The sequence below is a fragment of the Maribacter algarum (ex Zhang et al. 2020) genome (genome assembly GCF_005885635.1).
Taxonomy (GTDB): domain Bacteria; phylum Bacteroidota; class Bacteroidia; order Flavobacteriales; family Flavobacteriaceae; genus Maribacter_C; species Maribacter_C algarum.
In genome coordinates this window covers 1181512-1195509 of sequence record NZ_VATY01000001.1, presented here as the reverse complement: position 1 = coordinate 1195509, position 13998 = coordinate 1181512, and the positions used below count along the sequence as shown (strand labels likewise).

The following is a 13998-nucleotide window of genomic DNA, read 5'->3' as shown; positions in this document are numbered from 1 at the left end:
TCTACGTTTCACTTGAATACCTCGCAAAGACGTTTTAGTTTTTCTTTTTATAGTTCTCATTCACCAATTCAATCACACTTTCCACTGAAGGCATCTTCGCGACCCTCACATCTTCAAAATGTTTTCTAGCATGCTCCGCAGTGGTTTCTCCAATACAATAGGCAATCTTATTAGTGGAATTGTTTTGCAAATAACTATCCACTGTGGAGGGACTATAAAACAAAACTCCTTCTACAGAATCATCTACTTCTATTTTGGCATGTTTGGTTTCGTAAGCCTCTATTTCATTAACCCTAATCTTATTTTCCATCAAAATAGTAGGCAAATCATCTAATCGAATGTTGCTACAGAAATAGGTTACTTCTGTACCATCAATAAATTCTACTAGATATTCTGCTAACTTTTTTGAATTGCTTTTTACTTGAGCAACGGGCCCGATTTTATTTTCAATCAAACGTTTTGTCTTTCTGCCTACGCAGTAAATATTTTTGAACTTTAGTTCATCGGGTGAAACGCTAGAAAGTATAGCTTCCACAGCGTTCTGACTTGTCAAAACAACATTTTGAAATTCTGATTTTAGCTTTGCAGGGGAAAGCCTATTCATGCTAACGCGAATAAAATCATCGGACTTCACACCAATCACATTGTTGAACAATCGTTTTTGTGCTTCGGTTAGTTTTTTAGTGGCATAAACATGTGTTGGCAGGGAAGCATTTTGGACTTCACTCATCAATCGCTTACCGCCACGTGCGAGAATGCTATTGGCACAATCAACTCCTAAGTTTTGATGTTCGCCAAGATTAGCGGTGATTTCTGCTTCTAGTTTTTTAGAGCCATCAACCGTTAATAACACTCCTTTTAAAACAACTTTATTATCATTGTTGATATAGCATAAAGCACCGATAGGGGCAGTACAACCGCCTTCTAATAATCTTAAAAATTTACGCTCTTGAGTTACGCAGATTTCTGTGCGCTCATGATTTAGTTTTGCACAGATTTCCCGAATTTCTTCATCTGCTTCCATGGCAACAACCATGATTGCACCTTGTGCCGGTGCGGGCACCATCCAGGTTAGACCTATGGTATGCTCATGCTCTAGTCCGATGCGATCTAATCCTGCTGCTGCGAAAATAGCTCCGTTCCAATCGTTGTCATTCAGTTTTTGCATGCGGCTATTTACGTTTCCACGTAAATCAACCACAGTATGTGTTGGGTAGCGATTTAACCATTGTGCTTTTCTCCGAAGGCTACCAGTAGCAATGGTTGCTTCCGGATGAGCTAAAAACTCTTGATTGTCTTTGTAGGCAAGAATATCCATGAAATTTGCACGCTCTAAAACGGCTGCTTGCACAATTCCTTTTGGTAGCGCAGTTGGCACATCCTTCATGGAATGTACAGCGATATCAATATCGCCGTTTAACATGGCAACATCCAAAGATTTTGTGAAAATACCAGTAATGCCCAATTCATAGAGGGGTTTATCCAAAACCAAATCTCCAGCAGATTTTACTGGAACCAACTCGGTCTGATGCCCCAATTCTTCGAGCATATCTTTAACAGCATTTGCCTGCCATAATGCCAATTCACTATCGCGAGTACCGATGCGTATTACTTTGCTCATTGTTGAGATTCGATTTCGAGTTGAAAAACTTTTTTGATAAGTGCCAAACTAGTGTCCGCATCTACTGAATCATCCTTGAGATGGTTGGCGAATTGTTTGGTGATTTTTTGAATGATACGATTGGATATAAGGTCAGCCTGCTCCTCGTTGAAATCGGATTGCTTTTTAGACTGATAGTCCATTTCTTCCTCTTTCATAGTCTTCAACTTTTTCTTCAAAGCTTTGATAACCGGAGCGAATTTTCGTGTTTCCAACCACCGTATAAATTCCTCTTTAATATCTTCAATTATCGCTTCCGCGTGGGGAATAAATTGCTTGCGTCGCTCCAAAGTCTCATCGGTTATTTGCGAAAGATGATCCAAATGTATCGTAGTTACATTTTCCAATTCGGAAACGTCGTCTGAAACATTTTTAGGAATAGACAAATCTAGAATCAGTAATGGTTTCTTTGTATAGATAAGTTCTTTGGAAATCGTTGGTGACTGTGCCCCAGTAGCCACTACCAAAACATCTGATTTTCTGATTTCAGTTTGTAAATCACCAAAATCTTTGACGTCAAGATTGAATTTTCCGGCAATTTGCTCAGCTTTACCTCGTGTTCGGTTGATTAAAGTGATATGAGGATTTTTGGTGTGTTTGATTAGATTTTCACAAGTGTTTCTTCCTATTTTTCCAGTTCCAAAGAGCAAAATATTTTTCTCTGAAATCTCAGGCACATTCTTCATGATATATTGTACCGAAGCAAAGGCGACCGAAGTAGCGCCTGAAGAAATTTCGGTTTCGTTCTTGATACGCTTGCTTGCTTGAATAACCGAATTGCACAAACGCTCAATAAACGGATTCGCAATACCCAATTTTTTAGAACGATTAAAGCTTTGTTTGAGCTGACTAATAATCTCAAAATCACCAAGTATTTGGCTGTCCAATCCCGTACCTACTTTAAACAAATGGCCAATAGCGTCATTGTTCTTGTACACATAAGCGACTTCTTGAAATTCTTCTACTGTACCTTGGGTGTGTTGGCAAAGCAATTTTATCAATTGAAATGGATGTTGCGCAAAGCCGTGTAATTCCGTTCGATTGCACGTAGAAGTAGCAAGTAAACCATCAATGCCTTGGTCCTTGGCATCTTCCAAAAGGGAAATCATTTGGGCGTTTTCCATACTAAAACGACCACGAAGTTCAGCATCTGCCTTTTTGTAGTTAAGACCTATGGTATAAAAAGAACTGTGTCGTGAAATGTGATAATCCTTCATGCAATTTTTCCGAACGGAAGCAAAAATAGAAGCATCGAACTTAAAAAAATAACGCTAGCGGAACAATTAGTATCGATACGAGTATTTTTACACCTATTTCAATGTTTTTTCGTTGAATAGCTTTATTTTTATAAGGTTATCAGATGATTTGCAGTATTCTATTTAGAACCTTTCTAAATAGAATGCATTAAATATTGGTTTTTATGGAAGTAAAAAATGTCGCTCAAGGTTCTTTTCAGGAAGTTTTAATAGAAGAAGGATTTTATGTGCTTAAAATTCAGAACGATACATCTCATATTCAGAAGGTTAGCCGTGCAATAGATAGTTCTTTTATTCAATTTCACTTTTGTCTTAAGGGGAATGCCAAGTTTGTTTTCAATGACGGTCGGTATGCTTTGGAAGTGTCCGAGGAAAACTCTCTTTTGCTTTATAATACCCAAATGGACTTGCCCTTAAACTTGGAGTTAAACCCCAATTCATGGTTGGTATCAGTGGTAATGACGATTCGAAAATTCCATTCCCTTTTCTCAAAGGAAGCAAGCTATATTCCATTTTTGAGTGAGGAGAATAAAGACAAGAAATACTATACTCAAGAAGGTGTGAGTCCTGCTATTGCGGTAGTATTGAGTCAGATGATGAATTACAACCTGCATCCATCTATTAAAGAATTGTATATCAAAGGGAAAGTTTACGAATTGATTTCTTTGTACTTCAACAAAGGTTCGGAAGCTGACATTGAACAATGTCCCTTTTTAGTGGACGAGGACAATGTGCGCCGCATCCGTCAGGCGAAAGAAATAATGATTTCCCGAATGGCAGAACCACCAACGCTGACAGAACTTTCAGAGGAGATCGGGTTATCCCTTAAAAAACTGAAAGAGGGCTTTAAACAGATTTATGGAGATTCAGTTTTCAGTTTTCTTTTTGATTATAAGATGGAATACGCCCGAAAAATGCTTGAAACAGGACAACACAATGTAAATGAGGTCGGATTAAAAGTCGGGTATAGTACAGCGAGTCATTTTATCGCTGCTTTTAAAAAGAAGTATGGCACCACGCCCAAGAAATATTTGATGGGTTTGGCTAACTGATGATACCATAAGAATTCAAAAATGAACCTAAACCAAATAACGGTCCCTTCGCTTAATTTAGAAAAGTCAATTCCTTTTTATCAAAAACTTGGTCTTCAACTGATTGTTGAAGCCTTACCACACTACGCTCGATTTGAATGCCCCGAAGGAGATGCAACGTTTTCTATTCATCAAGTAGAAAAATTACCCACTGGGGATGGAGTACATGTCTATTTTGAGTGTTCAAACTTAGATGAACATGTAAAAGCTTTAATAGAAAAGGGAATAGAGTTTGAAGAACTTCCAAATGATAAGAATTGGAAGTGGCGTGAAGCTCGATTACGAGATGTTGACAATAACCAAATTATTTTATTTTTTGGAGGAGTAAACCGAAAGAACCCGCCTTGGAGAATTTAAATCTATAAGGGTCGTGCAACCAAAATACCGGTATTCTTTTTAATTTTCTTTAAATATTCTGCCAATGGAAGTTCAGAGACTTCTACTTCTTTGGAACCCGTTGAAGCATGCAACAAATGAATTCGCCCATCTTTTTCAAGAGTGGCGATTCCAGTATGGGTAACATCGAGTCCGTTTATTGAGGTTGCTAAAGCAATGATATCTCCCGTCTGAATCAAATGTTCGCTTGCCTCGATTTGATCTTGAGGGAGATAACAAAAACTCTCTTTTGCCAATTCCCTTTCTGTAGCCAGAATCTTTTCAAAGTTATTATCGTCTTTCAGAAAAGGATACAAATCACGATGTGTTCCCATGAAATTAATATCCTTTTTGATTTCAATTCCACCAACTTCAGCAGTGATATCTTTCAATAAACCTTTTTTCTCATTGTTACGAATCCATTCTGTAAAATAATGTAGTCGTGATCCGTATCCATCGAGCTTTCCATCTTTATACCGAATGGTTTTTAGAATATTTGTAAAGCTTTCAAAATCGGCTTTCCCTTCTCGTAATAAGGCGCTAAAAGCCAAAACATTTTCGACATAAGTAGTACAATCGAGTCCCTGTAAATTAATAACCAAAGTTTCAGTTTCTCCTATCTCCAAGGTTTTGGCGACATAAGGAATACCCTTAAAAGTCTTTCCAACCGCTACAATGGTTTTTCCGAGATTACTTTCTAGCAATCCATCAATTTCAATGGTCTTATTTTCAAAGGCTTCTTTATCTGCTTTTGAGCATGTGATTTGTTGCGCACTTAAAACCTGTACAGTCAAAAAAAGAAACAAGAGTAGATTTGTTGTCTTCATATATCTTTCAAAAATAAGCAATTATTAAGCCAAGTTTAATTTGGTAAGAATATGGAAATACCTCCTTTTTAGAAATCGAATTTTATTTTATTCGTAACAAAACTAAAATTCCATATACATATAATTTGCGCTCTTAAACGAAAGGGCTTTTACACCTCGGTTTTTTTACCGAAATTGAAAGTTCAAATTTATAAACCTAAAAACACTCCATAGAATGGCCGACGATTTTGATTTATTAGAAACAGATTCCACTTCCAAACAAGAAAAAGTAGATGTCAATTGGGGCAAGGCGGTGGACCAAATGAAGTCCAAGCTTGCACAAGAAGATGACCCAAATGTGCGTCAGAAAATATTGAATGCCACCCTTGATGATGTTGTGGGAATGGCCGAAACTGATAGAAAGTCGCTATTAGAGGCTATCAAAGACCTGACCGATTACCAAGATGAGGTTGGTATCATCTTTGAAAAATTCTCGACACTAAATGCAAAAGAGCAAAAGGTTATCGATGATGCTCAGAAAGCTTTGGAACGCGCTAAAATAGCTTTAGAAGATGCGGAAAAGGTAAAAGACAATTGGTGGAACAACCTTTGGGGTAGAAAGTCAAAAATCAAAAAGCGCCAGGCAGAACTTGACGCGGCACAAAAAACAAGAGAAGGTGCTGATATGAAGGCAAAGGCCATGTTTCAAGAGCGAATTGAAACGGCTGATGTTCAAACCTTGTTGAATGAGTTGTCTTATAAAAGTCAGGCAGCGGTTGGTCGTTTAAAAACACGCGAAACTGAAATCAAGGAAGTAGAAGACAAACTTCAGGTGGCGATAGTCGAAGCAAGCAAGAATCATACAAAGGCGCTCGAAAAGAAAAAGGAGACTGAAGATAAGTTGGAAGAGCAATATGCACTTTTAAAACAAGCACGTCAAGCCCTCGAAGAGATTTCAGATAAGCAATCTTCGGCTTACTCTGAAGCTATAGGAAAAGTTACAACTATCGAGCAAAAGGTTGAGGAATTAGAGGGGCTGAAAAATGCGTATACCACACTTGCAGCTAGTAAAGATAGTTTTGTTCATAAGCACAACTTGACCATTAAAGTATTGACTTCACTTAGAAGCAACTTGCAAACACACCGTGCAAAACTGAAAAGTGATACCGATGAACGCTTGAAGTATTATGATGGTTATGTTGTCGCTTTAAAGGCAAGAACTGATCAAGAGTTTGCAGCAATCCTAGAACATTTAGGTGTCAAAACAGATGAACATATCGGACAAACCTTAGCTTCTATGCATACCGCAAGTGCCAAAGCACGTCAAGAAATGATGGATAACATTCCTGTGCATGAGAAAGTGATGCAAGGCGTATACTCCAGTTATGCAGAAGCGCTTCAAGAAATCCGGGTCAAGGATTCTGAAATTCAAAAGAACTTCGCCGATAGATATGGTATCGATATGAAGGAGATTTTTGAGGAGTACTATGCCAATGATGGTGCTACGCCCTCAGAAAAAGGGGATGACGATGCTCCTGCGCCAGCGCCAGCTGCTGAAGATGACTTACTAAGTTAAATTCAACTTTTTAGAGTTTTTCACTGTCAGTTCGAGCGGAGTCGAGAACAATTACCTCTCGACTCCGCTCGAGGAGACAGCAACTATTTGACTTCCATTTTTTATAAAAACTTACTTAGCTCATGGCCATTAACCAAATCGTTACACCTTTAGATAGCGCTGTTCTAGAAACAAAAGAGCAGTATAAAGTCTATTTTAAGATTGTTGCGCATGCACTCAACGAATTGGTTAATAGTATCGAAAAGGAAAATATCTGCACTGATGCCGAGACAACTTTTGTAAAGCAGTATTGTGAGTTGTTGACCTATTCGCTGGAAGCCTTCCGAATCAAATACCTATTTGATGATGATGAAAAAATGCGTGTGGATTTAACCGAATCCGGATTTCCGAATTACTTAGAGTTTCGGTACCTGTATAACGACCTGGAGTTAAAGCAAGAACACGTTAGCAAGCTTCCCGATGTCTCAAAAGTGAAGGCAGAATTTCTCGAAACCTTGTTAAAAGATAAGCAACCCATCAATGACCGAAAGTTGCATCAAGCAGCATCAGTTATTTACTATTCATCCGTAGAAAAGCAGTTTATTTACAAACGTTTTGTGCAGGGCAAAATCCTTCCTGTAATGGGATTGGACGCCGAGCATATGGTCAGTTGGTCTTTCTATGATGTAACGGCTAACCGACCTTTTATTTGCTTTATGTACTTCGATTTGCATAAGGAGAAAGTTGAAGATGTAAAAGGAGAAATTTATGCGGCTCTAGAAAATACTGCAGATCGAAATATGGATATTGACATGATGGCTTATGCTATTGATAAGAAGCTGCCCTACGTATTTCCGAAGCGTATTAAAAAAATAGATTTAGGTCCATTGCATAGCGTTTTTGCGAAAGATGAGCTTGAAGTTACGCATGTCATTTTGAAAGCAATTATAGAAAAAACCTTTGACCTTTCGGCTTATGCGATTTCGGTTCATATTGATGAAGCCGTTTCGACTTCTGAATTCAAAGAAGGCAATTTCTTCAATAAACAAGTTTTACAAGTTTGGGAAAAGTCAAAAGCAAAGAACTACCTTTTCTGTCCGCATCGTGTAATGCAAGCGATGTATGACAATATCCCTGAAACCATTAATGCATTAACAGGGAATCCAATTGAGATTCCGAGTTTGAAACTAGAATAACATTTATGGAACACAACAGCACATTCCCTATAAAAAACTCCGAGTTGAATTCGCTTCGTGACGAGGCGACATCCTATTTAAAAGGTATTCAATGGGAACAAGGTGGTAAAGCCAAAAGCCGAAACAAGAACAAAAAGGATGAGTCTATTCTTTTATACCTGTCTAAAGCAACAGGCAATGCGACCAATGAAGTGACATCGGTTTCAAAAACGATTCTGTCTTTAAAGAAGCGATTATTACCTGATTCGGTTGCCATTCCCTTGCATTTAAACAGGGCATTATATGCTTTGCAGGAGGGTCTAACGATGGGCATTTGGCTGCGCGATAGTTATTCAGATGCCTCGGGATTGTCAACCTTAAATGAGCGTAAGTCTACCTTAGATGTTAGTCAACGTCGTGAGTATGATTCCAAACAACAAACGGCAACGGCTTTTATGTTACACGGTATCGCCTGTCGCATCTTGTTCGATTTAAAACCTGTGGCTTCGGATGATTTGAGTGTGATGAAAAACAAGTTTGCGGGCATTCCCGAGCTTTCGGTGCTTTCGCCACTAAAGGGAATTTCATGCATGTTGTTTTACTACGATAAGTATATGAGCCATCCTGAGATTATTACCTCAGATGAGGAGGTAACCAATTTTACCGTAGTATACTTCGAAGCACTTATTTCAGAAATACAGCAGCGTCTTAGCACTTTCGAGTATACCGAAACCATAGAGGATAGAACCTACAAGCTTGAAAAAAGTGAGTTCGCGATTTCTGGATGGGAGAATGTTTTTGAAGGAACCGCGGTAAGTGTTGAGTTCAATAAAATCCGCTTTGAGGAAATTGTTGGTAACCGTGATGCGAAGCATTTCGCGCGCCGTCTGACCGAACGAATGATGAGTTATGATTTTGCAGCCAAGAAGAATCCTTTTCAAGAGCTAGGCGGATTCATGCCGGTCTTCATGGGCTACGGAATCCCCGGAACGGGCAAAAGTATGTTGATTGCCGCCATCGCCACCAAGTTGAAAGAACAATGTGATGTCTTGGATATTCCGTTTTTATTTCATCCAATGCCGGACACTTTGATATCTACGTTTCAAGGAGGTTCCGCGGAAAAAATGGTGCAATGGATGAAACCGCTACAAGACCCAAACAAACTCATTTTTGCACCGATTGATGACGCTGAAAACAACTTGCAGGAACGAACTGCACAAGGTGTTTCCGCAGGGGTAAAAGAAGTAATTGGTGTATTCCTAAGATATACTGAAGGTGCCTATGCTATTAATTACGGCAACAGTTCTATTGGATTGTTCACAAACCTTCCTGAAATGCTGGATAAAGCGGTGATTTCTCGTGTGCAAGGGCGATTTAAGATTGATGGAGCTCGTACTATTCCCGATTTTATTGACCAAGATTATATCTGGTGGAAGAAGTTTGAAAAAACGATGCCGGACTTTGTAAACATGAAAAATCCGGAGAAATATAAATTCTTGAGCGAACAAGGTTTAGCAAAAAACTTAAGCGAGATTTTAAATCAATCTGAAAAGCCGACCGAAGCTAAGGTACTTGAAATATATGAGCAGACGGAAGCTAAACACAAGACTAATGAGCATATGTTTTTTGCAGAACTGTACAAGCACATTCAGAATTCATTTCCGTTTTTCTCTTCACGGGATATCCGAAATATCCAAAGCGCTGTTTCATTAAGGCTGACAGATTTCGACCTTCCCGAAGATTGGTTTAATGACCCAACCTTATATTTCAAAAAAGACTATGACACAAAATTTGAAATGTTGAAGGAACTGATGAAAGGAAATATGAAAGGACTTGACTTTTCTGACATCCGAAGACAAGAAACGGTCCGCTATTTGGATAATGTGGCCACGATTGCAGATACAGATTTCAAACGTAAAGTCGACCAGCGTGTTCATGATTTAAATGTTAGTTTGGAAGCGAACAAATTATTTGAGAACGGTAACTAATGGAGAAACTAAGGGCGGCAGGTTTATTTGGTGGTGCGTTGACGACCCTTTCGGGCTCGTTGGCGAAGCGCTACAATGAATGTTTGGCCATGCTTGGGGTTACGCCGACCAAACTCAAAACCTTTTCCATTGACGGAATGGGTTGGAGTCCCGAAGTAGCTGTTGAGAAAAAAGACAATTACTATCTAAATACCGGTGAGGCAAATGTAAATGCCATTATCATTTCGCCCCAACAAGAAAACAAACCCGTACACATGCCTTCGCACAGTTTTGACCGCGATGTAATGGAAGCTGTTTTTGCGGCCTACGGACGGGAAATTCGAGATATTACGAAAGATTCCGCTTTGGTTTTGCATTTAGACCAAAAGATTGATGCCTTCTTTGAACCTTTTGATTTATTACGCTATGATAAAATAGAAGTCACGTTTGCACTTCTAAATGACCTGGATAAAAAGCAGATGGAGCAACAAGCTTTCATCAATTTTTTCAATCGAGATAATAATTTCATCGACCGTGATGTACATAATCATTTGTTGAATTCCGCCAAGGAGTATGGCGATTTAAGAGGACGGAGATTGAAGCTCGAACCTATACAACTTAAAGTAAGTTCATTTTATACCAGGGCTTTTGGTGGTGTGTTCGTTCTGAAAAACTTTGTAAAGAAAATCTTGATTTTCGAAGATGAAAAGATGTTCAAAAGTGCTATAAACGACTCCGCTCATGAAGTAATGTTATTTCATAAAGACCATGACGAACTAATGGATGCTTTAGTAAGTAATTTGGTTCTTAGAAAGGACTTCAAAGGAGCTATGCGAAGTCAGAGATACGACCGAATTAAAAAGCATGTCTTTGTTGAAGAAACCAAAAAAACAGAACATCCCTTAAGTGAAATTTTAGACAGTCATTTTCTGTTCAAGAAATATCTTAATAAGCTGCCAAAAGAAGTCCAAAAAAGAATTTCGGGGGTGGAATTGTATTATCAGCGCTTGATTGTCGACAAGAACCTTAAGCTTCAGGAATATGTCGACCCGCATTTTGTAAAAGTGCTGCATGAACCGCATCCTTCGTTAAAGGAAGAGGAGGAAGAATTAGCTTGGAAATTGCTTTCTAAGATTGTACCGAAAGACCCAGTTCATCTATTTTGGTATGATAAAGAACAGTTTTACAGGGTATACTCAGAATGGAAACCCGACTATCAGGATTGGGTGATTGAAGAGATACTTGAAAACAACCAAAAACAGGGAATGTAACAATATTGAAGTATTAACAACTTATAAGGGAGTAGCCAAAAATAAAAAGTATGACACTAGAAATCATTGTATTTATCGGAGCAATTTTGTTCGGAATCGTTTGGTATTGGAGAGAGTCAAAAAGCAATAAAATCTATCGTTTAGCTAATAAAATAACTCACGCTAAAGATTTGCAAATGAAATCGGATAACCGAAAAGGATTTATTCACCAGCAACCTTTTTTACTCCGCCTGGTATGGATAACCCTTTTATTTGCAGTTGGTGCCGGAATAGTCACTTTTGTAACACCAATAAATGTATTCTTCATTCAATATTTCGCATCAGCAATTGTAGGAACTTTGATAGGAAGTTACGTCGCCTCTGCGGTAATTTTTACTAGGGATAGTACGAGTAAGGAGAACCTAGAAAAGGTGTTTGATAAAGGAAAGGACTTAGTAGAAGATCTAGTTGATGGAGAAGAGGAAGCCATCGAAGAACCCAAGGCCAAGGTTGAAGAAATTACTGAGACGCAACCAAAAGTTGAGGCTAAGAAATCGGCAAGAGACCGATTTAAGGATAAAGGGATGATAAAATAGGAATAGCCAGATTTTGGCACATTCAGTATTGCAATTAGAAAATCTCAGTCGCATCGAGCGTCCTAAAGTTACGGGGGAGATGCATTTTAGCTAAGGTATTGAAATTTCCTAGGGACCTAAAAAATTATGATACAGTATCTATATTGGGCTTTATTTGCTGGGGGAATGGTTTCGCTATATTTCGCCATGCGTTCCTATAACAATACGAGAGACCTACTAAGCACTGGGATTAAAACAACGGCGACAGTTGTAGAAATGATAACTGTAAGTGGTAGTGATGGTTCAACCTATAAACCTGTATTTGAATTCGCTGATCGTCAGCAAGAAGTTCGGAGATATGAAAGTGATATCAGTTCAAATCCACCAGCGTATAAAGTTGGCGAAAAAGTAAAAATCGTTTATGACGAGAAGGATGACGACGAGGTGAAAACCATTTCATTTTGGGGCCTGTATCGCTGGTGTATTGTTTTGTTATGCATCGCTTCACCCTTACTAATTATTGGAGGAGGATACTTGCTCTATATGCGGAATTAATTTTTTTTAAATCGGAACATTATGATCAAATCATACTACAATAAGGGAAAGAGGCAAAAACGAATCGTCATTTTAGGCGCAATCGTTATGATATTACTGTTGTTCTTTCTTCGAGATGACTACCAACCAGCTCTCTTATTTCTAAGAAAGTACATTTTCATTATCCTTCTAGGAATTGGTTTCTTATGGCTAACTCTAACAAAGTTCAGAAGCGCTGCTAGCACAGGCAAACGCATTTTAATTTTAGTGGGAATCTTTGGTTTCTTTGCTACGCTATGGTTCTTCGGATGGAAGCTGAATCTCTACAATTACATGCAGACTTATAATGTCTTCAACAATCTGAATTTAGAGCAGTTGGATGAACTCCCCTTGACTCAAAACGAACGAATTCAGCCTTTTAATAATATTGTTACTATGGCCTACGAGTCCGTGGGTGAGACTCAGGAAGTTTCCTTACCGCAACTCGTACGTGTCGATAGTACGAACCAATGGACTATGGCCGTACAACCTGCTAAAGAATATACTTGGCAGCGAATGAATGACAATACCGAAGAGATTTTTATGGTGGAGAGTACTTCACCTTTTCCAAGGTTTTCGAACGAGAATCGCGTTCCAGTAACTTTTTCAATTGGGGAATCTTTAGCATTTAGTCGCAATACGTACAATGCTGTAGTTCAGCGTTTCAATTTCTTTCAACTTTTCACTATGGAACCAAGCGATGTGTTCTACATGAAAAATGATGAAGACAAATGGGTACAAGTAGTAAACTTGATTAAATGGAAAGGCTTTTTCTTTCCTTATCCGACTTATGGAGGCGTAATGGTGGTTGACTCTGGTGAACATGATATTAATGATTATATGGAGCGTGTTACCATTGGTAAAGGGACGTATATCGCGCCTGATGAAATCAAAAACCACCCCTATTTGAAAGGGCAGAATACAGTTGCAGAACGCATTTCGCAATTGCAAGCACAGTCACTCCAATTTTTAGGCGGATTCACTGACCCACTCCCCTGGAATATGAAAACAGCGGTAAAAATTCCTGAATTGCCAGAAGACCAAAATCAACAACCTTATGTAACGGACTTCAATTTTGAAGGTATGAAAACAGATGCGGTAGACGGACTCTACCATTGGTTCGGTCTGGAACCTATCGGCGATGAAAGAACCAGTTTAGCCTTTAGTGTTATGATTCCGGCAGATGGCTCCCAGAAGTTGTATTATTACGACCATGCGGCCAAAAAAGAAGGTTATGCCGGCGTATCCGCTATGCCTTTAAAGGTGATTGAATCGAAAAAGGAATACGATTGGTCTGTAAATAAACCCGTGGAATTTCGCCCATTCATAAAACATATTGCTGGTAAGAAACGTATGTTCGTTTTGGGTACAGTTGCGGCCGTAAAAGATGATAGTAAACAATTCGATGGTGCCGCTACTCCTGATTTAGCTTTGGTTGACGCTGAATATCGAGATGTAATATGGATCGACGCCAAACACCCTTCAAGATGGACAACAACAATTCTAGATCAATTGGGGGAAACTTGGAAAGCTTCTGAAAATTTGACCGATGAACAACTCTATCCAAACAAAAATGATTTGGATATAAAACAGCTCCCAGAAATGGATTCAATACCAGTTATGGAAGTTGATTCTTTAACAACAAAAGCGGTTGAGGTACTTCAGGATAGTTTGGAATAGCTAAACAGTTCGGTAGTATTTACTTGGGAATATTC

General features: G+C 38.8%; 12 protein-coding genes. 9 read left to right on the top strand and 3 right to left on the bottom strand.

Translation table 11 applies throughout. The features are described from left to right. Nucleotides 1-34 precede the first annotated feature (34 nt). Together hemC and hemA are read right to left on the bottom strand one after the other, a co-directional pair. Nucleotides 35-1621, bottom strand: coding sequence for a hydroxymethylbilane synthase (gene hemC / locus FEE95_RS05105; RefSeq protein ID WP_138656742.1), 1587 nt, complete (start codon nt 1619-1621; stop codon nt 35-37). Next, a complete protein-coding gene (hemA, locus tag FEE95_RS05100) occupies nt 1618-2877 on the bottom strand; it encodes a glutamyl-tRNA reductase (RefSeq protein WP_138656741.1) in 1260 nt (419 codons plus the stop codon). The genes hemC and hemA overlap by 4 nt, the downstream gene beginning before the upstream one ends. 203 nt (nt 2878-3080) lie before the next feature. Here hemA and FEE95_RS05095 point away from each other — a divergent pair, with 203 nt between their 5' ends. Then, complete coding sequence (locus FEE95_RS05095; RefSeq protein ID WP_138656740.1) at nt 3081-3968, top strand: helix-turn-helix transcriptional regulator; 888 nt, start codon at nt 3081-3083, stop codon at nt 3966-3968. A 21-nt stretch (nt 3969-3989) separates the two neighbouring features. After that, nucleotides 3990-4364, top strand: coding sequence for a VOC family protein (locus FEE95_RS05090; protein ID WP_138656739.1), 375 nt, complete (start codon nt 3990-3992; stop codon nt 4362-4364). Nucleotides 4365-4366: 2 nt separating this feature from the next. Here FEE95_RS05090 and FEE95_RS05085 read toward each other — a convergent pair whose 3' ends face one another. Further along, nucleotides 4367-5209 (bottom strand): N-acetylmuramoyl-L-alanine amidase-like domain-containing protein, encoded by an 843-nt coding sequence (locus FEE95_RS05085; protein WP_138656738.1) that lies wholly within the window; start codon nt 5207-5209, stop codon nt 4367-4369. A gap of 214 nt (nt 5210-5423) precedes the next feature. Here FEE95_RS05085 and FEE95_RS05080 point away from each other — a divergent pair, with 214 nt between their 5' ends. The 7 genes from FEE95_RS05080 (at nt 5424) to FEE95_RS05050 (ending at nt 13963) form a co-directional block, all read left to right on the top strand. Next, nucleotides 5424-6764, top strand: a complete 1341-nt coding sequence (locus tag FEE95_RS05080) for a coiled-coil domain-containing protein (RefSeq protein ID WP_138656737.1) — start codon at nt 5424-5426, stop codon at nt 6762-6764. 122 nt (nt 6765-6886) lie between these two features. Further along, nucleotides 6887-7939 (top strand): hypothetical protein, encoded by a 1053-nt coding sequence (locus FEE95_RS05075; protein ID WP_138656736.1) that lies wholly within the window; start codon nt 6887-6889, stop codon nt 7937-7939. A 5-nt stretch (nt 7940-7944) separates the two neighbouring features. After that, nucleotides 7945-9906: an AAA family ATPase gene (locus tag FEE95_RS05070; protein ID WP_138656735.1), complete on the top strand. Its 1962-nt coding sequence runs from the start codon at nt 7945-7947 to the stop codon at nt 9904-9906. Continuing rightward, nucleotides 9906-11156, top strand: a complete 1251-nt coding sequence (locus tag FEE95_RS05065; protein ID WP_138656734.1) for a DUF6638 family protein — start codon at nt 9906-9908, stop codon at nt 11154-11156. Before FEE95_RS05070 ends, FEE95_RS05065 begins: the two co-directional genes overlap by 1 nt. Nucleotides 11157-11206: 50 nt before the next feature. Further along, the gene (locus FEE95_RS05060; protein WP_138656733.1) at nt 11207-11731 is read left to right on the top strand and encodes a hypothetical protein; all 525 of its coding nucleotides are present in this window, start codon (nt 11207-11209) and stop codon (nt 11729-11731) included. Nucleotides 11732-11857: 126 nt separating this feature from the next. Next, a complete protein-coding gene (locus FEE95_RS05055; RefSeq protein WP_138656732.1) occupies nt 11858-12265 on the top strand; it encodes a DUF3592 domain-containing protein in 408 nt (135 codons plus the stop codon). 21 nt (nt 12266-12286) lie between these two features. Next, on the top strand, nt 12287-13963 hold the full coding sequence (locus FEE95_RS05050; protein ID WP_138656731.1) for an energy-coupling factor transporter transmembrane component T family protein: 1677 nt from the start codon (nt 12287-12289) through the stop codon (nt 13961-13963). Nucleotides 13964-13998: the final 35 nt, after the last annotated feature.